Source organism: Nonomuraea coxensis DSM 45129, assembly GCF_019397265.1.
Taxonomy (GTDB): domain Bacteria; phylum Actinomycetota; class Actinomycetes; order Streptosporangiales; family Streptosporangiaceae; genus Nonomuraea; species Nonomuraea coxensis.
Genome location: NZ_CP068985.1, coordinates 3733053 through 3751220, shown reverse-complemented (window position 1 = coordinate 3751220; position 18168 = coordinate 3733053). Strand labels below are relative to the sequence as shown.

Here is an 18168-nt window from a genome sequence, read left to right as displayed (position 1 = left end):
ACTCTCCTTACTCGTGGCGCAGGGCCTGGATCGGCCGGAGCTTGGCCGCCCGGTTTGCCGGATAACTGCCGAAGAACAGGCCGATGCCGACCGACACGCCCAGGGCCAGCGCCACCGACGACGGCACGAGGACCGGCTCGATGCCGGCGATGGTGAACCTCGTGCCGACGAAGGCCACCAGCACGCCCGACAACCCGCCCACCAGGCTCAGCAGGGTGGCCTCCATCAGGAACTGCCCCAGGATCGCGCCGCGCGGCGCGCCGATCGCCTTGCGGATGCCGATCTCGCGGGTGCGCTCGGTGACCGTCACCAGCATGATGTTGGTGATGCCGATGCCGCCCACCAGCAGCGAGATCGCGGCGACCGCGCCGAGCAGCACGGTGAAGGTGCCGGTCGCCGCACTGACGGTCTCCTGCAACGTGGCCTGGTTGAGCACGCGGTAGTCGGGGTTGTTGCCGGTGATGCCATGTCGTTGGTCGAGAATAGCGGTGACCTCGGACTGCGCCGTCGCGGTGGTGTCCGCGCCGGTCGCCTGGACGACGATCTGGCTGAGCGAGCCGAACCCGCTCAGGCTCTGCTGCACGGCCGTCAGCGGCGCGATCGCGACGTCGTCGGCGTCCTGCATGCCGGTGGACCCGGCCTCCTTGAGCACCCCGACCACGGTGAACGGCACCCCGGACACGCTGATCTGCCTGCCGATCGGGTCCGCCGTGCCGAACAGCTCCTCGGCGACGGTCCGGCCGAGCACCACGACCTTCCGCGCGGCCAGCACGTCGTCGTTGAAGAAGTAGGTGCCCTGGGCGACGGGCTTGTTCATCGCCTCGAAGTAGCTCGGGTGGGTGCCGACGAACTGGGGGATCGCGTGGCTGGCCGGCCCGTACGCGGCCGTGGCCGAGGAGGCGTTCACGACCGGCGAGACGCTCTTGACCGACGGCGCGAGCGTCCTGTCGGTCAGCGCTTTCGCGTCGGCCAGGCTGAGCTGCCGGGCCTGGGTGCGCGGGCCGGTGTTGCCGCCCCCGCCCGTCCCCGCGCGGAAACCGCCGCCGCCCCCTCCAGCGCCGCCGCCCGAGAACGACGGGGAGATCGTGAGCGTGTTCGCGCCGAGGCGCTGGATGTTCTGCTGGATGGCGCGGGAGGAGCCCTCGCCGACCGCGACCAGCAGGATGACCGCCGCCACGCCGATCAGGATGCCGAGCGTGGTCAGCGCGCTGCGCATCTTGTTGGCCAGCAGGCCGCGCAGCGCGAAGCGGAGGATCTCGAACTGGTTCATCCGGCGGCCGTCCTCGGGGGCGGGCCGTCCACCGGCGCCTGCCTGCGGTCCTCGACGATCTCGCCGTCCACCAGGCGGACCACCCGCTTGGCGTGCGCGGCGACGTCGTCCTCGTGGGTGATGCAGACGATCGTGCGGCCGGCCTCGCTGAGCCGGTCCAGGATCTGGAGCACGTCGTGCGTGGAGGCGGTGTCCAGGTTGCCGGTCGGCTCGTCGGCCAGCAGCAGCGCCGGCGCCGTGACCAGCGCCCGCGCCACGGCGACCCGCTGCTGCTGGCCGCCGGAGAGCTGGTTCGGCTCGTGGTGCACGCGGTCGCGCAGGCCGACCTGCTCCAGCGCGTCCAGCGCGCGGGCGCGCCGCTCGGCCTGGGGGACGCCGCCGTACACGAGCGGCAGCTCGACGTTGGCCAGCGCGCTCATGCGCGGGATCAGGTTGAAGGACTGGAAGACGAACCCGACCCGCCGGTTGCGCAGGATCGCGAGCTGCCGCTCGTCCAGGCGGCCCACGTCGGCGCCGTCGATCAGGTACGTCCCGGAGGTCGGCACGTCCAGGCAGCCGAGGATGTTCATGAGCGTGGACTTGCCGGAGCCGGAGGCGCCCATGACGGCCACGTAGTCGCCCTGCCGGACGTCCAGGCTGACGCCGCGCAGGGCGCGGACCCTGGTGTCGCCCTCGCCGTACTCCTTGACCAGGTTCCGCACCCGGAGGACCGGCGTGGTCTCCACGACGCGCGGCCCGGCGGTCATCGCCCGCCTCCCGGCAGGCCGCCGCCGCCAGGGAAGCCCCCGCCGCCGCCGAAGCGGCCGTTGCCGCCCTGCGTGGCGCCGGTCGAGGAGGCCGGGGGCACGAGCTGGTCGCCCTCCGAGACGCCCGACCTGATCTCGGTCAGGGTCGTGCCCCGCACGCCGACCTCCACCGGGGTCCTGGTCTGGCGGCCCTGCCTGAGCACGGTGACGGTGGCCTGGCCGCCGCTGGTGGAGATCACGGTGGACGGGACGGCGACGACGTTCTCCGCCCGGCCGGTGACGACCTCGACGGTGGCGGTCTGGCCCAGCCGGACCTCGTCCGGCACCTCCGTGAACGTCACCGTGACCGGGTACTGGACGACGTTGTTGCTGGTGGAGGCGACCGGCTCGATCTGGGTGACCTTGCCGGTGGCGCTCACGCCCGGCAGCGCGTCGAACGTGACCGTGGCGCTCTGACCCTTCTTCAGCTTGCCGACGTCGGACTCGGTGAAGGTGCCGACGAGCTGCAGCTTGGTGGTGTCGGCGAGCTCCACGAAGCCGGAGCCGGCCGTGGAGGTGGAGGTGGAAGCGCTGGTGCCCTGTCCTCCGCCGCTCTGCCCCCCGCTGCCCTGGCCGCTGGAGTTCGCGCCGACCGAGCCGTTGACGGCCGTGACCGTACCGCCGAAGGGGGCCTTCAGCACGGTGGCGGCGACCGTCCGCCGCGCCTCGCGGTAGGAGTTGCGGGCCTTGACGTAGGCGGCGTACAGCTGCGCCGTGTCCGTGCCGTCGGCCAGGGCGCTGTCGTGGGCGGCCTTGGCCGCCGACAGGTTCTCCTGGGCGGCGGCGTCGTCCAGGCGGGCCAGGATCTGGCCCTTGCTCACCTTGTCGCCGGCCTTGACGTAGATCTTCTCGACGGTGCCGGACGTGCCGAAGGACAGGGCGCGGAACCTGGCGCTCTCGACCGCGCCCGTGGCCGACACGGCCGCCACGACCGTTCCGCGGCCGGCTGTCACCGTCCGTACGGCGCTCTCGCTCGCCGCCTCCTCCGTACCGAGCCGGGAGTACGCGAACGCGGCCCCGCCCAGCAGGAGCACCGCCAGCGCTCCGTTGGTCATCAGCGCTCCGCGGCTCCTGCGCGATCCGCGCCTGTTCGACACCTTCACGAGCGGTGACCCTTGCACACCAGGCTGCGCCGCAGCCGCGAGCAAGCTGAACGTTCGCTGACAGCGGGCCCGCCGCAGTGGGCACACAGAGAACCCGCAGGCTGCTCGCAGGCTGCCGCGAACCTGCTTCGCCAGGATGATCCGTCATGAGACGGACTTTCGCGCTGGGCGGGCTCGCCCTGGCCGTGCTCGCCGCCGGGTCGGGCGTGGCCGTGCTCGCGTTGCGCGACGACTCCCCCGCCGCCGTCCAGGTACGGCTCGCCGCGGCGCAGCGCGGGCAGGTCACGGCGGTGGTGAGCGCCGCGGGCAGCACGGTGGACGGCTCCCGCCGCGACCTGGCCTTCGGCGCCTCCGGCACCGTCACCAAGGTGTACGTCAAGACGGGGACGAAGGTGAAGAAGGGCCAGGTCCTGGCCCGGATCGACGGGCGGGAGGCGCGGGAGGCGTACGAGGCGGCCAAGGCCGACCTGGCGGCGTCCGAGGAGGCCCTGGACAAAGCGTCCACCGCCACGGCGACCGACCCGCCCCAGGGCACGACCACGAGCACGAGCACGTCCACCGGCACCTCCACGACGCGCGGCGGCACGAACTGCACCCCCGCCGGCGGCAAGCCCTCCACCACGGTCGGCACCACCGCCTCAGACCGCCCTGCCGGAGCTCCCTCGGCCACCCCGACCACCGGCCGGACCGGCGGCGGCACCGCGACGAGGGCTGCTGATCCCGACGTCACCCCGGGCGCCGAAGGCCCGGCAGGGGGTGGGTTGCTCGGTCCCGTCCGGTCCCCCGGAGCCGATCATGACGGGACGAGTTCGCCTGCGCCCGAGCCGACCCGCACCTCGCGTCCCACCGTCACCCCGACCACCAGCCCGACAGGAGAGCCGACCGGGCCCGAGCCTCAGCCCACGGTGACCGTCACCGCCACCGTCACGGCCACGGTGACGGTCACCGCGACCGCCACCGCCCAGCCCCAGCCCCAGCCCCAGCCCCAGGACGGCGGCACGCGGGAGACCGACGGGCCGGCGGCCTCCGGCTCCCCCCCGGCCAAGCCGTCCGCCACGAAGAAGCAGACCGCGACCGGAAAGCCCTCGGCCCGCCCGAGCACCGGCTCCTGCCTCCCGTCCACCGGCCGGTCGGCCGGCCCGTCCACCGGCGGCACGGCGAGGACCGGCGCCGGCGACGCCCGACGCACCAGCGAGGATCAGGCCGCCGCGAACGTCGACCGGGCCGAGGCGGCCCTGGAGGAGGCCGCCGACGCCGTACGGGCCACCCGCATCGTCGCCCCGGCGGCGGGCACGGTCCTCTCGGTGGCGGGCGCGCCCGGCGACCGGTCCGGCACCGGCACCTTCATCAGCCTCGGCGATCTGGACGAACTGCAGGTCCAGGCCATGGCCACCGAGTCCGACGTGAACCGGCTGAAGCTCGGCCAGCGGGCCGGGATCACGCTGGCGACCCGTCCCGGCGAGCGCTACCCGGGCACGGTGACGGCGATCGCGCCGACCGCGACGAGGGACGGCCGGCTTGTCCGTTACCCGGTCACCCTCGCCTTCGACGAGCCCCCGACCGGCCTGATGCTGGGGCAGACCGCCTCGGTGACGGTCACCACGGACACGGCGGCGGACGCGATCTACGTGCCGGCGGCGGCGGTGCGCGGCAGGCCGGACGGCGCGCAGGTGGTCACCGTCCGCTCCGGCGGCCGGGACGTGGCCAAGGTGGTGGAGACGGGCGTGCGCGGCGACCAGTACGTCGAGGTCACCTCGGGCCTGACGGAGCGCGACCAGGTGGTGATCTCGGACGGCACGACGGGCGAGTTCCCCGACGGCTCCTGGCCGGACGCCTGAAAAGCCCGGCGCCTGAAAAGCCCGGCGCCTGAAAAGCCCGGCGCCCGCCGCCTGACGCGCCCGAGCGTCCGCCTCTCCGGTCCCCGGGCCGAGCCCCGGTCTCCGTACCGGAGGACGACGGATTGAGCCGATCCTCAGGTCGCTCTCAGCGGGCGTTCAGGGAACCGGCCGGCAGGGTGAGCCGGTGCGAGGTCCTGGCCGGGGCGCCCCGCCGGGAGACGCGGTCGAGCGTACGGAAGTCGACCGACAGCTCGTCCCCGGTGAGCCGGGCCATGAGGTAGCCGCGGCGCTGGTCGATGTAGGAGAAGTGCGGGTTCTCCCGCAGCGCGGCCGAGATCCATTCCCGGTCGCGGTAGCCGTCGCCGTCGCTGGCGATGGACGAGGTGACCAGTTCCCTGGCGACGACCGGCGAGTCCGGGTCGTCGAAGTCGGGCTTGAGCTCGGCCAGGTGGTGCATGTGGGCGTCGCCGGTCAGCACCACGGGGTTCGAGGTACGGGACAGCGTGCCGAGGAGGCGGGTGCGCTCGGCGGCGTACCCGTCCCAGGAGTCCAGGTTGACCTCACGGCCGGGGCCGGTCCTGAAGTCGCGCTGGGCCATCATGATCTGCTGGCCGAGCAGGTTCCAGCGGGCCGTGGAGCCGTGCAGCCCGTCCTCCAGCCAGCGCCACTGGCCGCCGCCGAGCAGGGTGCGCCCGCCGGACAGCCGCTCGTCGCAGCCCGCCCGTACGCCGTCCAGGCATGCCTGGTCGTCGCGGAACTGCCGGGTGTCGAGCAGGTGGAAGCGGGCCAGCGTGCCCCAGGAGACGCGCCGGTTCACCCGCAGCGAGGTGCCGCGGAGGCTGGCGCGGCGCAGCGGCATGTTCTCGTAGTAGGCGCGGAACGCCTGCGCCCGGCGGGCGGCGAAGCCGGCCGCGCCGGTGCTGGAGACCTCGCCGGCCCAGTTGTTCTCCACCTCGTGGTCGTCGAAGGCGACCAGCCACGGCGCGGCCGCGTGCGCCCGCCGCAGGTCAGGGTCGCTCTTGTACTGGGCGTGGCGGAGCCGGTAGTCGGCCAGGGTGCGGCACTTGCCGGGCGTGTGGGTACGGACGCGGCCGGCCAGGGCGGTGTAGCCGCTGGGGCCGTACTCGTACATGTAGTCGCCGAGGAACACGACGAGGTCGGGCTCCTGCTCGGCGAGGCGGCGGTAGGCGGTGTAGTAGCCGTGCTCGTAGTGGGCGCACGCGGCGACGGCGAACGTGAGCGGCGTCGTCCCGCCGGTCGGCGTGGTACGGGTGCGGCCGGCCGGGGACAGCCGGCCCGCGCAGCGGAAGCGGTAGAAGTACTCGCGGCCCGGCTCCAGGCCGGACAGCTCGACGTGCACGCTGTGGGCGTCGCGGGCGCGGGCGGTGGCGGTGCCCGACCGGACGATCCTGGAGAAACGTTCGTCGGCCGCGACCTGCCAGTCCACCTCGACGTCGCGGGAGGGCATGCCGCCGCGGCCGTCGCCGCCGAGCGGTTCGGCGGCGAGCCGGGTCCACAGCACGAAGCCGTCGGCCGAGGGGTCGCCGGAGGCCACGCCGAGGGTGAACGGGTCGGAGCGAAGGGTTCTGGAGGTTCTGGAGGTTCTGGAGGTTCTGGAGGTTCTGGACGGGGTGGCCGAGGCGGGGGCGGCCCACGCCGGTGAGGTGACGAGGCCGGCCGCCGCCGCGGTCAGGAAGGCTCTGCGGTCCACGTACCAGGTATGTCCCGCCGTTCTGACTCGCCCATGGCCGGGGAGTCAAGGCCCGGTGAACAGCAACGGTCGTCCTCAGGCGGCCAGGACGCCCCGCAGGCCGGCGCGGAGATCGGCGGAGCCGGTGAAGAGCAGGCCGGTCATGCCCGCGCGTTCGGCGCCCTCGACGTTCTCGGGGCGGTCGTCGATGAAGACGACGTCCGCCGGGTCGGCGTCGAGCTCGCGGGCCACCTCGTCGTAGATCTTCCTGTCCGGTTTCACCAGGCCCATCCTGCCGCTGTAGAACCGGCGTCCGATGGCGGCGATCCACGGCAGCTCGTCCAGGCCGTCGCTGAGGCAGACGGGCGCGTTGGACAGCAGCGCCACGTCGCGGCCGTCGGCCAGCAGCTCGCCGAGCAGCGCGACGGTGCCCTCGTCGGGGTGGGCCCAGCCGGCGAGGTCCATGGCGACCAGGCGGGCGACCTCACTGTGGGTGACGGACCGGCCGAGCACGGCCGCCCAGTAGGCGTGCGGGGTCAGGCCGGCCCGGTCGAAGTCCAGCCGGTGCCGCCAGTAGCCGGTCAGGAACGCCTCGGGCTCGGCGCCCATCGCGCGGGCCATCTCCAGCGCGTCGGACTCGGGCTGGGGCAGCGACAGCACGCCGCCGTAGTCGAACACGATCCAGGTCATGCGAGGAATGGTCGCAGATGCGGGTCGAGCGCGGGGCAGCCCAGGTATTTCTCGGCCGTGTGGAAGTCGATCCAGTCGAGGTTGACCAGTTCCTCGACGTCCACGCCGGTGAAGCAGCCGCCCAGGCCGGGCGGGATGGCGGCGATGTCGTCCTTGTCGGCGATGTTCACCCAGCGGGCGACGCCGGGCGGCCGCTCGCCGCGGCCGTTGATGGGGGCGGGCAGCAGGCGTTCGAAGACGACGTTGCGCATGCCGAGCGGGCTGCCGAGGGTGATCAGCAGCTCGATCCGCAGGCCGGGGTCGGCCCAGAGGGCCTCGTACGCGACGACGCTCCCGAGCGAGTGCGCGATGACCACTTTGGGACGGTTGCGGCGGACCGCCTCGGCCACGGCCAGGCGGCACCGCTCGCGCTTGGCCGCGTCGGTGAGGTAGGCCGCCACCTCGGGCGCGAAGAGCTCGGCGAACGCGGCCGACCGGGTGTCGAGCCTGGTGAGCAGCCATCCGGTGAACGACTTGAGCGCGCCCGTGAGCTGCTCGCCCAGCCCTCGGTTGCGCGCCCATTCCACCAGGACCTGCTGGGCGGAGGCGTCCATGGCGGACAGGGAGCGCGCTCGCGCCCCGCCGTCGTGGAGCAGGTGGGAGAAGTACGCGATCTCGCTGAAGTAGTGTCCCGCCCCCTTGCCGCCGAGGGCCGCGTGCAGGTAGCGGTTCCATTTGAGCCGCATGGCCTCCGCCGCTCCGGCGGCCGAGCCCGCCTCCTGGAAGTAGTCGTACTTGCCGATGCCGTGCACGCCGACGATGACCGCCACCCTTGCCTCCCTCTTGCCCGCGTTCCTCGCGAGATGCTGGCTTACGCCCCTTGCGGGCCGCCGTCAAGCGGCGTGCGGGTTTAGCCTTGCCTAAAGGTTTAGGTAGAGCTAAAGTGGAGGCATCTGACGACATAGGTGTCCCGAGAGCGAGGCCGGCATGGCCCCACGCCACAGCAGCCGCGACGAGGTGGGCGCCTTCGCCCAGCAGGTCGTCGACGAGATCACGTGGTACATGCGCGAGCACAAGATCTCCCGAGCGGACCTCGCGGCGGCGATGGGCGTGTCCGCGGGACGGGTGAGCCAGATCCTGTCCGGCGACGAGAACCTCACGCTCCGCACCCTCGGGGCCGTGACCGACGCGCTGGGGGCGCGCCTGGAGTTCACGCTGGGCGACGCCGAGGGCGCGGCCGACGCCTTCCCCGACACGTGACACCAGCCGACCACACCACCCGGGTCACCCGGCACGCCGGGTGACCCCGCACGCCGGACAACCCCGCCCCGGACCACCGCACGCCGGACCACCGCACGCCGGGCCGCCTTCGGCGCCGGGTCACAGCGCCGGCCGGGCCGTCTCCGACCCGCGGACGCGCGACGGCGGCGCGAACACCGGCAGCGACCGGTACCCACCCCGGTAGGCGGCGGCCAGCAGGCGCAGCAGCTCGCTCTCCGCGTCGTGCTTGAGCACCCCGTGCAGCCTGCGCAGGTCGGAGACATAGCGCTCGTAGCGGGCCGTCCGGGTGTGCCGGGAGCCGTTGAGCGCGGTGACCACCTTCGAGCGCACCGCCCCGTCCTCGATCAGCGCGGCCACGTCCAGCCGCCGCTCGATGGCGTCCAGGCGCGCGTGCACGCGTTCGCGGCGGCGTTCCTCGGGCGTGAGACGTTCCGTGATCCGCTCGTGGTAGCGGTGGGCGGCCAGGCTGAGCTCGTAGAGGTTCCAGGAGTCGTCCACCCGCCGCTCGCACCACCTCCACTGGTCCTCGGCCATCGCCTGGTCCAGCTTGGCCAGCAGCGACGCCAGCCAGAACGTCGCCGCCTCGCGCGCCAGCGACCGCCGCTCGTCGTCCTTGCCGCGCATCTGGCTCAGCCACAGCCCGCTCGGCCCGGCGGCGGCCAGCGCCGTGGCCAGGAAGTCGTCCAGCAGCAAGTCGCCGATCAGCGCCACCCCCGCCGACAGCATCCCGGTCAGCAGGGTGATCGCGACCGCCAGCCGCCGGCCCGCGGGCCCGAACGGCCGCCCCTTGCCCTGGCACCGCAGCAGCAGGAACGCGACGGCGGACGCGACGGCCAGCACCACCGTGAGGCCCGCCTGGGCGACAGGCTGCATGGAAATACCGCCCCTCCTCCGCGCTGTTGGTTTCATAGTCGCAGCGGGGACGAAGATTGAAAATGCCGTTGCGATCCGCATATGTCATCCGGATACGGTGACACTCGTTCTCAAGGACGTACGCTCCCCTCCCGACAGGAGTTCCGCTCATGCCCGGCCCGCTGGTCGTCAACGACGCCGTCGTCATCCCCGACGCCGAGCTCGTCTGGCGCTTCTCGCGTTCGTCGGGGCCGGGTGGCCAGGGCGTCAACACCACCGACAGCCGGGTGGAGCTGACCTTCGACGTGGCGGCGAGCACCGCGCTGCCACCCGCGCTCAAGCAGCGGGCGCTCGACCGGCTGGGGTCGGCCACCGTCACGATCGCCGCCTCCGAGTACCGTTCGCAGCTCAGGAACCGGGAGGCCGCCACGCAACGGCTGGCCCAGCGGCTGCGCGAGGCCATCGCCCCGCCGCCGAAGCGGCGGCGGCCCACCAAGCCCAGCCGGGGCTCGGTCGAGCGGCGCATCGCCGCCAAGAAGCAGCGCTCCGACGTCAAACGGCTGCGCCGCAGCCCCTGAACCGGCGCTCACCGGGAGAGGGATCCAGCCCGGGGGCCGAGCGGGGCTCAGCGGGAGAGGACCGGCTCGCGCGCCTCCGCGTCCAGCGCCCCCAGCGCCACCCCGCGCAGGTCGAGGGCGGGCTCACCGCGCAGGTCGAGGGCCGGCTCCATGACCTCGTTCAGGCGGGACCGCTCCATCAGCTCGGCCGGGCACAGACCACCGATCACGTCACGTACCTGCTGGCGCAGAACGGGGTCGGCCAGGCGGCCGTCCTCGTCGAAGTGCCGGCAGCCGGGCAGGATCACCAGCTCGGCGCCCGTCACCACCGCCCCCGCGCTCTGCAGCCTCTTGAACAGCTCCGCCTGCGCCCACATCGCCCCGCACGCCCGCGCGCTCGCGCTCATCACCGCGACCAGCCTGCCCGCCAGCACCCCGCGCGCCGACAGCCAGTCGAGGGTGTCGATCAGCTCGTCCGGCAGCAGGCTGTGCTCGGGCGCCGTCACGACCACCGCGTCCGCCGCCAGGATCATCCGGGTGAGCTCCCGCACGGGTGCGGGCACCGGCCCCGGCTCGTACGGCGGCATCTCCCCCAACCCGGACCACACCTCGAAGTCGACACCCTCGGGCAGCTCACCGCCCGCCGCCCCCAGCAACCTGTTGACGAACGATCCGGTGTGCAGGCCGGCGGCGATTCCGATGATTTTCACCCTCTGCTCCCAAGGGGTTCCGGTGTTACCGGGAAACCTGCCCGATGCGTGGGATGTCCAAGACCATGCCCCGGTCAAGAGTGGTTTCCGCGCCCCGGCTCTACCCCTGGTGCGGAAGTTATTCCTCGGTTCCCGGATGCCGCCGGAAGATCGGCGCGAGCACCCGCAGCGTGAGGATCGCCGAGATCATCAGCAGGTTGTAGCCGATGAGGTGGAACAGCGACGCCCCCGGGATGATCTGCGGCCCCCCGTCGGTGCCGAGCAGCATGACCCCCATGACGCCCGCCGTGGCGCCGAGCACCGTCAGCAGCACCTGGTGCAGCAGCCCGGTCACGTAGCGGCGGTCGCGCTCGTCAGCCAGCAGCCGCACATTGAACGCCAGCCGGCCGTGCTCGGCGGCGCTGGCGATGCGCTCGACCCGGCGCGGGAGGCGGCGCAGCATCGGCAGCAGCGCGGCCAGCTCCTGCGTGAGCGTCTCCCTCACCGCGGCCGGCTCGGCCCGCTCGGCGATGTGGCGGCCGGCGAACGCGCGGGCCTCGCCGATGAGGTCGAAGCCGGGCGACAGCCGCACCAGCGTGCCCTCCAGCGTGGCCAGCGCCCGGAAGACGGCCGCCACCTCCGGCGGCACCGACAGCCCGTACGCCGCGACGATCCTGAACAGGTCGGTGAACATCTGGACGCTGTCCATGCCGGGCCCCAGGTGGCGGGCCATGAACTGGCCGAGCGCGCGTTCCAGCGCGGCCTCGTCGATGTCCTCGGGGCGGGGCACCACCTCCAGCAGGGCGTCGGTGACGCCGAGCGGGTCCTGCCGGTCCATGGCGAGCAGGAAGCGTTGCAGGGCGGAGCGGACCGCGGCGTCCAGACGGCCGACCGAGCCGAAGTCGAGCAGGCCCAGGGCGCCGTCGTCGAGCAGCATGAGGTTGCCAGGGTGCGGGTCGGCGTGGAAGACCCCGTCCACGAGGATCTGACGGAGCAGGCAGTCGAGCAGGTCGCGGGCCAGGCGCGGGCCGTCCTCGGGCGCGGCCTCGGTGACCGGCCGCCCGGACAGCCGCCGCATGACCAGCACCTGCTCGGTGCAGAGCGCGGCCATCGGCGCCGGGTACCGGACGCGCGGGCCGCCCTCCGCGCCGCCGGGCTGCGGCGGCGCGCTGACGGCGGCCATGTTCGCGGCCTCCACGCGGAAGTCCAGCTCCTCGCGGATGGCCGCCGCGAACCCCTCCGCGAGGTCGCGCAGCCCCAGCGACCGCCCCCATCGGGTACGGGACTCCAGGGTGGCCGCGAGCCTCCTGACGATGTCGAGGTCCTGGGCCACCACGGCGCCGATGCCGGGCCTGCGTACCTTGACGACGACGTCCTCGCCGCCGGGCAGCCGGGCGGCGTGGACCTGCCCGATCGAGGCGGCGGCCAGCGGCGTACGGTCGAAGGCGGCGAAGACCTCCTCCACCGGCGCGCCCAGCTCCGCCACCAGCACCGGCTCCACCTGCGCCCACGGCGCGGGGACCACCTGGTCCTGCAGCCGCCCCAGCTCCTCGACGAACTCGGCGGGCAGCAGGTCACGCCGCGTGGACAGCACCTGGCCGAGCTTGACGAACGTCACGCCGCCCTCGTCCAGCGCCTCCCGCAGCGACCTGGCCAGGCGCACCTTGCCGGTGCGGTCCTCCAGCCGCTCGCCCCGGCCGCGCAGGTAGGGGCCGAGGCCGTGCTTGATCGCGATGCGGGTGATCTGCGAGTAGCGGCGGGCCCGCGAGACCCGTCCCCGCAGCGAGCGCAGCAGCTCCACGGGCCCCGGCAGCGAGCCGGGCGGGACCAGCGCCTCGGCCAGCACCAGCAGCACCATGGGGATGAGCACCATGGCCATCGTGGCGAGCAGCAGGACGCCCAGCGCGCCCGCGTCCGGCAGCTGCCCGTCGGCCGGGATGTCCAGCGCCGTCAGCAGCGGCCCGAGCACCGGCTGCGCCAGCAGGAACGCGGCCAGCGCGGCCACCAGCGTGCGGACCGTGCCGAACCTGACGCCCAGCAGCCGCTGCGCCGCCATGGCGAGCAGGACGATCGTCAGTAACGCGAACAGGGCGATGAGCAACTGGGCCAGGACGTCCATGACGCAGGATCATGGCACGTCCGGTTCACGCACCTCACCACGGGTGGACCGTCCCGGGACCGCCGTGGCCGGGCTCGGGACCGCCGCGGCCGGGCCGTCAGCCGAGGCGGGCGGCGGCGCGGGCGCGGCGCTCCTCACGGCGCTCGACGAACCTGGCGGCCGTCGCCTCGGCCCTGGTCAGGAACGCGGCCAGCTCGTCGCGGGCCGCCTCGCCCTCGGGGCCGAGCCCGGTCTTGTCGAACACCGCCCACTGCCGCAGCACCGGCATGAGCACGTCGTCGAGGTGGAGGCGCAGGTCGTAGATGCCCTCGTTGGCGATGATCAGGGCCTTGCGGGTGAAGCCCTCCATGCCCTGGCCGGGCATCTGGAACGTCGTGACGACGTCGGTCACCGCGCGCATGGTCTGGCCCGGGTCGAGCTCGAAGGCCGCCTTGAGCAGGTTGCGGTAGAAGAGCATGTGGAGGTTCTCGTCGGCGGCGATGCGGGCGAGCAGGCGCTCACAGCCCTCGTCGCCGGAGGCCCTGCCGGTGTTGCGGTGCGCGATGCGGGTCGCGAGCTCCTGGAAGGAGACGTAGGCGAGCTGCTGGAGCATGGTGCCGTATTCGGTGGTGAAGCCCTGCTCCATGTGGTGCATGCGGGCCCGCTCCAGCGCGACGGGGTCGACCGCGCGGGTCACGGTGAGGTAGTCGCGGATGGCGGTGCCGTGCCGGTCCTCCTCGGCCGTCCAGCGGTGCACCCAGGTGCCCCACGCGCCGTCGCGGCCGAACGTGGTGGCGATCTCGTGGTGGTAGCTGGGCAGGTTGTCCTCGGTCAGGAGGTTGACGATGAGGGAGACGCGGGCCGCCTCGGGGATCTTGGAGTCGCTCTCCTGCCACGCCTCGCCCCCGTAGACGCCGTCGAAGTCGCGGCCTTCGCTCCACGGGATGTACTCGTGCGGGAACCACTCCTTGGCCATCTTCTCGTGGCGGTCCAGCTCACCGGCGACCACGGGCTCGAGCTCGTGCAGCAGCTCCGTCTGAGTCATCGCCATATATGATCTCTCCTTCAGGTTACGGTACCGTAGGTTAGGCTACCTGAAGGACCTGGCGGTCAAAGAGTGTGGGCGTCTAGGACACGGTGCGACTTTTTGTCCGTCATGCACATTGCAGTCCGATTAGGTCAGTCGTTCTCGCGGGCCAGCAACCGATCGAGCTTGATGTTGAGGTCGACCATCTCCGACCGTACGGACTCGAACTCCTGGGCCATCTCGGCCCGCACCCCGGCGAAGCCCTCGGCCATCTCGATCCGCAGCTCAGCCTCACCGCCCCCGCCGCCCCTGGACATCCGGACGGACGGCGGGCCGACCGCGCGGCGGACGCCCTCGACCTCGGTCTGCAGAGCCGCGAGGTCCTGACCCATCTCCAGGCAGACCTCGCCGATGCGGCCACGCAGGGCGGCCATCTCCTTCTGGAGGTGCCGGGTCCGTTCGTTGATCTCGCGCAGCAGCTCCGCCTGCCGGGCCGCCGCCGGGCCACCTGACATGTCGCGGTCCGCCTCCAGATCCTCAACGCGGAGCTTCAAGTCGAGAATCTCCGTCCGCACATCCACACAAGCCCGCTTTCTCCCTGCGTCTCCGTGTCCGGCTGATCGCTTTCTGCGACGATCGTAGCCAGTGCGACCGCTTCCCGAGACCGGCTTTGCCCACATCAGGGGCGTACTGCCGAACATGCTGGAGCCCCGGCCTCCTCCGGCCAGGGCTCCCCCACCCTCAGGCGCTCAGCTTCTCAAGGATCAGATCCACCTTGGAGTCCAGCTTCGTGACCTTCGAGTCCAGATCCGTGACCTTGGAGTCCAGATCCGTGACCTTCGAGTCCAGATCCGTGACCTTGGAGTCCAGGTCAGTGACCTTCGAGTCCAGCTTCGTGACCTTCGAGTCCAGATCGGTGACCTTCGAGTCCAGATCGGTGACCTTCGAGTCCAGATCGGTGACCTTCGAGTCCAGATCGGTGACCTTCGAGTCCAGATCGGTGACCTTCGAGTCCAGATCGGTGACCCTCGTATCAAGCCGCGTGACGGTGGTCCGCAGCTCGGACACCTCACCCTTGATCTCAGTGATGTCGCCCTGCATGGTCGTGACATCGACCTGGAGGTGGGCGACGTCAGCCTGAAGGTGCGTGATGTCGCCCTGCATCGTCGTGACGTCCGTACGGAGATGCGTGATGTCACCCTGCATCGTCGTGACGTCCGTACGGAGATGCGTGATGTCACCCTGCATCGTCGTGACGTCCGTACGGAGATGCGTGATGTCACCCTGCATCGTCGTGACGTCCGTACGGAGATGCGTGATGTCCTTCTGCATCTTCTCGGTGCGGGTGTCGACGCGTTCGAAGAGCTTGAGGTGTCGGTCGAGTTCCTTGGTGTGGTCGGTCACGATGCCTCCCGTTTTCAGGAACTTCTCGATGTCGCCCACCCGGCGCTTCAGGCCGTCGATCTCGAATTCCATGTACACGAGCCCCTCCAGTTTAGCCAGGTCCCTCTTTATGCCAGGCGATGATTGCACAGAGTGGGCGGGTCGCGACGCTTGGTGAGAAGATTCTCATCTTCGGTCCTCGATCTCCCAGAGGTGGTCGAGGACGTGCCAGGCGACGCGCCGCAGGGCGTAGCGGGGTGGCCAGGCGGTGGTGAGGGGTGGCTGCCAGGGGTGGGAGAGAGTGGCCGCGAGTTCCTGGCGGAGGGCGTCGCGGTCGGCGACCGACTTGTACGGCTTGTGCCGGATCCCGATCTTGCGGGCGAAGGCGCGTTCGGACTCCTCCACGTGGCTCACGATCCGGTCGCGGTCGCGCCCGCCGCCGCGCGGCCCCTTGCGCAGCTCCTCGGGGGCGTCCCCGGCGACCTCGTCGAACAGGTCCCAGGCGGCGCGCATCAGCGCGACGCGGCGTCCGGCGTCGGCGGCGGGCAGCGGCTCCAGGTCCAGGTCGGGGAGGACGATCGCGGGGACGCCGAAGTCGGTGGAGGTGTCGCCGGTCACCCGGGCCACCACCTCCGGCTCCCCCGGCGCGAAGGGGACGCCGGCCCGTTCGGCGACGACGCGGTAGCGGGTCTCGTAGTCCATCAGGCTGCTCAGGGCCGCCTCCTCGCTCTTGCCGGCGCGGTCCCAGCCGGGCCAGTCGAGCGAGCAGGCGAACACCTTCTTCCGACCGATCTCCAGGTGTACGCGGGTCATGGCGCCCAAGCCTGCCAGGCGTACCTGTCGGGAACGGTCAGGTTCAGATGAGGTCGATGAGGTCGGCGACCGAGTCGACGATGAGGGAGGGCCGGTAGGGGTAGCGGTCGATCTGGTCGCGCTGCATGACGCCGGTGAGGACGAGGATCGTGTAGAGGCCGGCCTCCATGCCGGAGACGATGTCGGTGTCCATGCGGTCGCCGATCATCGCGGTGGTCTCGCTGTGGGCCTCGATGTCGTTGAGCGCGCTGCGCATCATGCGGGGGTTGGGCTTGCCGACGAAGTAGGGGGCGACGCCGGTGGCCTTGGTGATGAGGGCGGCGACGGCGCCGCAGGCCGGGAGCGAGCCCTCGGTGGACGGCCCGACGGGGTCGGGGTTGGTGGCGATGAAGCGGGCGCCGTTCTCGACGAGCCGGATGGCGCGGGTGATCTGGGTGAAGCTGTAGGTGCGGGTCTCGCCGAGCACGACGTAGTCGGGGTCGAGGTCGGTGAGGACGTAGCCGACCTCGTGCAGGGCGGTGGTGAGCCCGGCCTCGCCGATGACGTACGCCGACCCGCCCGGCCGCTGGTCGTCGAGGAACTGGGCGGTGGCGAGGGCGGAGGTCCAGATGGACTCGGCGGGCACGGTCAGCCCGGCGCCGGCCAGGCGTACGGACAGGTCGCGCTGCGTGTAGATCGAGTTGTTGGTGAGCACCCGGAACTTCTTGCCGGATTCGCTGAGCCGCTTGATGAATTCGGCGGCCCCGGGGACCGGCCGTCCCTCGTGGACGAGGACGCCGTCCATGTCGGAGAGCCAGGAGTCGATCCGCTTACGCTGAGTCACCCGGCCATCGTACCGACGCATCTTGTCGACTTCCGTGCCGGTACGTGAACAATGTCGTCATGTCGTTCATGGAATCCGCACGGGACATGCGGGACGAACTCGTACAGCTCAGGCACTCCCTGCACACCACGCCGGAGCTCGGCCTCCACCTCCCCCGCACCCAGGAGAAGGTGCTGGCGGCGCTGGACGGGCTGCCGCTGGAGATCAGGACCGGCACGGCGCTCAGCTCGGTGACGGCCGTGCTGCGCGGCGGCAGGCCGGGCCCCGCGGTGCTGCTGCGGGGCGACATGGACGCGCTGCCGGTGACGGAGAGGAACGACCTGCCGTTCGTCTCCCGGCTGCCCGGCCAGATGCACGCCTGCGGCCACGACCTGCACACGGCGATGCTGGCGGGCGCGGCGCACCTGCTGAGCGCGCGGCGCGAGGAGCTGGCCGGCGACGTGATCTTCATGTTCCAGCCGGGCGAGGAGGGCCACGAGGGCGCCAAGTACATGATCGAGGAGGGCGTGCTCGACGCGGCGGGCGAGCGGCCGGTGGCCGCGTACGGGATGCACGTGGTGTCGTCGATGCTGCCGAACGGGCTGTTCGCCTCCCGGCCGGGGCCGATCATGGCGGCCGCGGACGTGTTCTGCGTGACGGTCAAGGGCCGCGGCGGTCACGGGTCGAGCCCGCACCGGGCGCTGGACCCGATCCAGGCGGGCTGCGAGATGGTGACGGCGCTGCAGACGATGGTGACGCGGACGTTCGACGTGTTCGACCCGGTGGTGGTGACGGTGGGCAGCTTCCACGGCGGCTCGGCCGACAACGTCATCCCCGACGAGGCCCGCTTCGAGGCGACGGTGCGCACGTTCAGCAAGGAGAACCGGGCGCTCATCAAGCGGCGGCTGGTGGAGCTGGTCGAGGGCATCGCGGCGGCGCACGGGATGACGGCCGAGACGTCGTTCGGGATGGGCTACCCGGTGACGGTCAACGACGGGGACGAGGCCGGGTTCGTGGGCAGGACGGCCGACGAGCTGTTCGGTCCCGGTCGCTACTTCGTCTCCCCGCAGCCGGTGATGGGGTCGGAGGACTTCTCGTACGTGCTGGAGCGGGTGCCGGGGGCGTTCGTGTTCCTGGGGGCGTGCCCGCCGGGGATGGACCCGGCCACCGCCCCCTACAACCACTCCCCCGAGGCGCGGTTCGACGACGCGGTGCTCCCCGACGGGGCCGCGCTCTACGCCACCCTCGCGGCGGCGCGGCTCGACGCCGCCTGAGTCCCGGCGTGAAAGCGCGAGTGAACGCCGCCTGAGG

General features: G+C 72.1%; 18 protein-coding genes. 4 read left to right on the top strand and 14 right to left on the bottom strand.

Translation table 11 applies throughout. The features are described from left to right. Nucleotides 1–7: 7 nt before the first annotated feature. Genes Nocox_RS17535 through Nocox_RS17525 form a run of 3 tightly spaced genes read right to left on the bottom strand, consistent with a single transcriptional unit; the run spans nucleotide 8 to nucleotide 3110 of the window. Nucleotides 8–1270 carry an ABC transporter permease gene (locus Nocox_RS17535; protein ID WP_020540113.1) on the bottom strand — a complete coding sequence of 421 codons (1263 nt, stop codon included), beginning with the start codon at nucleotides 1268–1270 and terminating at the stop codon, nucleotides 8–10. Then, complete coding sequence (locus tag Nocox_RS17530) at nucleotides 1267–2016, bottom strand: ABC transporter ATP-binding protein (protein WP_020540114.1); 750 nt, start codon at nucleotides 2014–2016, stop codon at nucleotides 1267–1269. Before Nocox_RS17530 ends, Nocox_RS17535 begins: the two co-directional genes overlap by 4 nt. Next, nucleotides 2013–3110, bottom strand: a complete 1098-nt coding sequence (locus Nocox_RS17525; protein WP_020540115.1) for an efflux RND transporter periplasmic adaptor subunit — start codon at nucleotides 3108–3110, stop codon at nucleotides 2013–2015. The genes Nocox_RS17530 and Nocox_RS17525 overlap by 4 nt, the downstream gene beginning before the upstream one ends. A 194-nt stretch (nucleotides 3111–3304) precedes the next feature. Here Nocox_RS17525 and Nocox_RS17520 point away from each other — a divergent pair, with 194 nt between their 5' ends. Next, a complete protein-coding gene (locus Nocox_RS17520; protein ID WP_020540116.1) occupies nucleotides 3305–4996 on the top strand; it encodes an efflux RND transporter periplasmic adaptor subunit in 1692 nt (563 codons plus the stop codon). 145 nt (nucleotides 4997–5141) lie between these two features. Here the strand turns inward: Nocox_RS17520 and Nocox_RS17515 are convergent, their stop codons facing one another. The 3 genes from Nocox_RS17515 to Nocox_RS17505 all read right to left on the bottom strand — a co-directional run bounded on the left by Nocox_RS17515 (nucleotide 5142) and on the right by Nocox_RS17505 (nucleotide 8185). Beyond that, nucleotides 5142–6707, bottom strand: coding sequence for an alkaline phosphatase D family protein (locus Nocox_RS17515; RefSeq protein WP_020540117.1), 1566 nt, complete (start codon nucleotides 6705–6707; stop codon nucleotides 5142–5144). Nucleotides 6708–6782: 75 nt separating this feature from the next. Further along, on the bottom strand, nucleotides 6783–7376 hold the full coding sequence (locus Nocox_RS17510; RefSeq protein ID WP_020540118.1) for an HAD family hydrolase: 594 nt from the start codon (nucleotides 7374–7376) through the stop codon (nucleotides 6783–6785). After that, nucleotides 7373–8185 (bottom strand): alpha/beta hydrolase, encoded by an 813-nt coding sequence (locus Nocox_RS17505; RefSeq protein ID WP_020540119.1) that lies wholly within the window; start codon nucleotides 8183–8185, stop codon nucleotides 7373–7375. Before Nocox_RS17505 ends, Nocox_RS17510 begins: the two co-directional genes overlap by 4 nt. Nucleotides 8186–8342: 157 nt before the next feature. Here Nocox_RS17505 and Nocox_RS17500 point away from each other — a divergent pair, with 157 nt between their 5' ends. After that, nucleotides 8343–8615 (top strand): helix-turn-helix domain-containing protein, encoded by a 273-nt coding sequence (locus Nocox_RS17500; RefSeq protein WP_020540120.1) that lies wholly within the window; start codon nucleotides 8343–8345, stop codon nucleotides 8613–8615. A gap of 120 nt (nucleotides 8616–8735) precedes the next feature. Here the strand turns inward: Nocox_RS17500 and Nocox_RS17495 are convergent, their stop codons facing one another. After that, nucleotides 8736–9509: a hypothetical protein gene (locus Nocox_RS17495; protein WP_020540121.1), complete on the bottom strand. Its 774-nt coding sequence runs from the start codon at nucleotides 9507–9509 to the stop codon at nucleotides 8736–8738. Between the two features lie 149 nt (nucleotides 9510–9658). Here Nocox_RS17495 and arfB point away from each other — a divergent pair, with 149 nt between their 5' ends. Further along, nucleotides 9659–10066 carry an alternative ribosome rescue aminoacyl-tRNA hydrolase ArfB gene (gene arfB, locus Nocox_RS17490; RefSeq protein WP_020540122.1) on the top strand — a complete coding sequence of 136 codons (408 nt, stop codon included), beginning with the start codon at nucleotides 9659–9661 and terminating at the stop codon, nucleotides 10064–10066. Nucleotides 10067–10113: 47 nt separating this feature from the next. Here the strand turns inward: arfB and Nocox_RS17485 are convergent, their stop codons facing one another. From Nocox_RS17485 to Nocox_RS17455, 7 genes are all read right to left on the bottom strand, one after another. After that, nucleotides 10114–10755 (bottom strand): NADPH-dependent FMN reductase, encoded by a 642-nt coding sequence (locus Nocox_RS17485; RefSeq protein ID WP_020540123.1) that lies wholly within the window; start codon nucleotides 10753–10755, stop codon nucleotides 10114–10116. A gap of 118 nt (nucleotides 10756–10873) precedes the next feature. After that, a complete protein-coding gene (locus Nocox_RS17480; protein ID WP_020540124.1) occupies nucleotides 10874–12853 on the bottom strand; it encodes an ABC1 kinase family protein in 1980 nt (659 codons plus the stop codon). 97 nt (nucleotides 12854–12950) lie between these two features. Then, nucleotides 12951–13877 carry an acyl-ACP desaturase gene (locus tag Nocox_RS17475; RefSeq protein ID WP_246649807.1) on the bottom strand — a complete coding sequence of 309 codons (927 nt, stop codon included), beginning with the start codon at nucleotides 13875–13877 and terminating at the stop codon, nucleotides 12951–12953. A 134-nt stretch (nucleotides 13878–14011) separates the two neighbouring features. Next, nucleotides 14012–14413, bottom strand: coding sequence for a hypothetical protein (locus tag Nocox_RS17470; RefSeq protein WP_026213727.1), 402 nt, complete (start codon nucleotides 14411–14413; stop codon nucleotides 14012–14014). Nucleotides 14414–14600: 187 nt separating this feature from the next. Continuing rightward, nucleotides 14601–15335: a coiled-coil domain-containing protein gene (locus tag Nocox_RS17465; RefSeq protein ID WP_219495631.1), complete on the bottom strand. Its 735-nt coding sequence runs from the start codon at nucleotides 15333–15335 to the stop codon at nucleotides 14601–14603. 93 nt (nucleotides 15336–15428) lie between these two features. Beyond that, nucleotides 15429–16055 (bottom strand): hypothetical protein, encoded by a 627-nt coding sequence (locus tag Nocox_RS17460; RefSeq protein ID WP_157383442.1) that lies wholly within the window; start codon nucleotides 16053–16055, stop codon nucleotides 15429–15431. 43 nt (nucleotides 16056–16098) lie between these two features. Then, nucleotides 16099–16878: an HAD-IIA family hydrolase gene (locus tag Nocox_RS17455; RefSeq protein ID WP_020547006.1), complete on the bottom strand. Its 780-nt coding sequence runs from the start codon at nucleotides 16876–16878 to the stop codon at nucleotides 16099–16101. 59 nt (nucleotides 16879–16937) lie between these two features. On the opposite strand from Nocox_RS17455, the gene Nocox_RS17450 reads away from it, so the two are divergent. Then, nucleotides 16938–18131 carry a M20 metallopeptidase family protein gene (locus Nocox_RS17450; protein ID WP_020547005.1) on the top strand — a complete coding sequence of 398 codons (1194 nt, stop codon included), beginning with the start codon at nucleotides 16938–16940 and terminating at the stop codon, nucleotides 18129–18131. Nucleotides 18132–18168: the final 37 nt, after the last annotated feature.

Excerpts from the sequence above, each read along its gene's own strand:
- Nocox_RS17535 (WP_020540113.1), bottom strand. The coding sequence starts at position 1,270 with ATGAACCAGTTCGAGATCCTCCGCTTCGCGCTGCGCGGCCTGCTGGCC.
- Nocox_RS17530 (WP_020540114.1), bottom strand. The coding sequence starts at position 2,016 with ATGACCGCCGGGCCGCGCGTCGTGGAGACCACGCCGGTCCTCCGGGTG.
- Nocox_RS17525 (WP_020540115.1), bottom strand. The coding sequence starts at position 3,110 with ATGACCAACGGAGCGCTGGCGGTGCTCCTGCTGGGCGGGGCCGCGTTC.
- Nocox_RS17520 (WP_020540116.1), top strand. The coding sequence starts at position 3,305 with ATGAGACGGACTTTCGCGCTGGGCGGGCTCGCCCTGGCCGTGCTCGCC.
- Nocox_RS17510 (WP_020540118.1), bottom strand. The coding sequence starts at position 7,376 with ATGACCTGGATCGTGTTCGACTACGGCGGCGTGCTGTCGCTGCCCCAG.
- Nocox_RS17500 (WP_020540120.1), top strand. The coding sequence starts at position 8,343 with ATGGCCCCACGCCACAGCAGCCGCGACGAGGTGGGCGCCTTCGCCCAG.
- Nocox_RS17495 (WP_020540121.1), bottom strand. The coding sequence starts at position 9,509 with ATGCAGCCTGTCGCCCAGGCGGGCCTCACGGTGGTGCTGGCCGTCGCG.
- arfB (WP_020540122.1), top strand. The coding sequence starts at position 9,659 with ATGCCCGGCCCGCTGGTCGTCAACGACGCCGTCGTCATCCCCGACGCC.
- Nocox_RS17480 (WP_020540124.1), bottom strand. The coding sequence starts at position 12,853 with ATGGACGTCCTGGCCCAGTTGCTCATCGCCCTGTTCGCGTTACTGACG.
- Nocox_RS17475 (WP_246649807.1), bottom strand. The coding sequence starts at position 13,877 with ATGACTCAGACGGAGCTGCTGCACGAGCTCGAGCCCGTGGTCGCCGGT.
- Nocox_RS17465 (WP_219495631.1), bottom strand. The coding sequence starts at position 15,335 with ATGGAATTCGAGATCGACGGCCTGAAGCGCCGGGTGGGCGACATCGAG.
- Nocox_RS17460 (WP_157383442.1), bottom strand. The coding sequence starts at position 16,055 with ATGACCCGCGTACACCTGGAGATCGGTCGGAAGAAGGTGTTCGCCTGC.
- Nocox_RS17450 (WP_020547005.1), top strand. The coding sequence starts at position 16,938 with ATGTCGTTCATGGAATCCGCACGGGACATGCGGGACGAACTCGTACAG.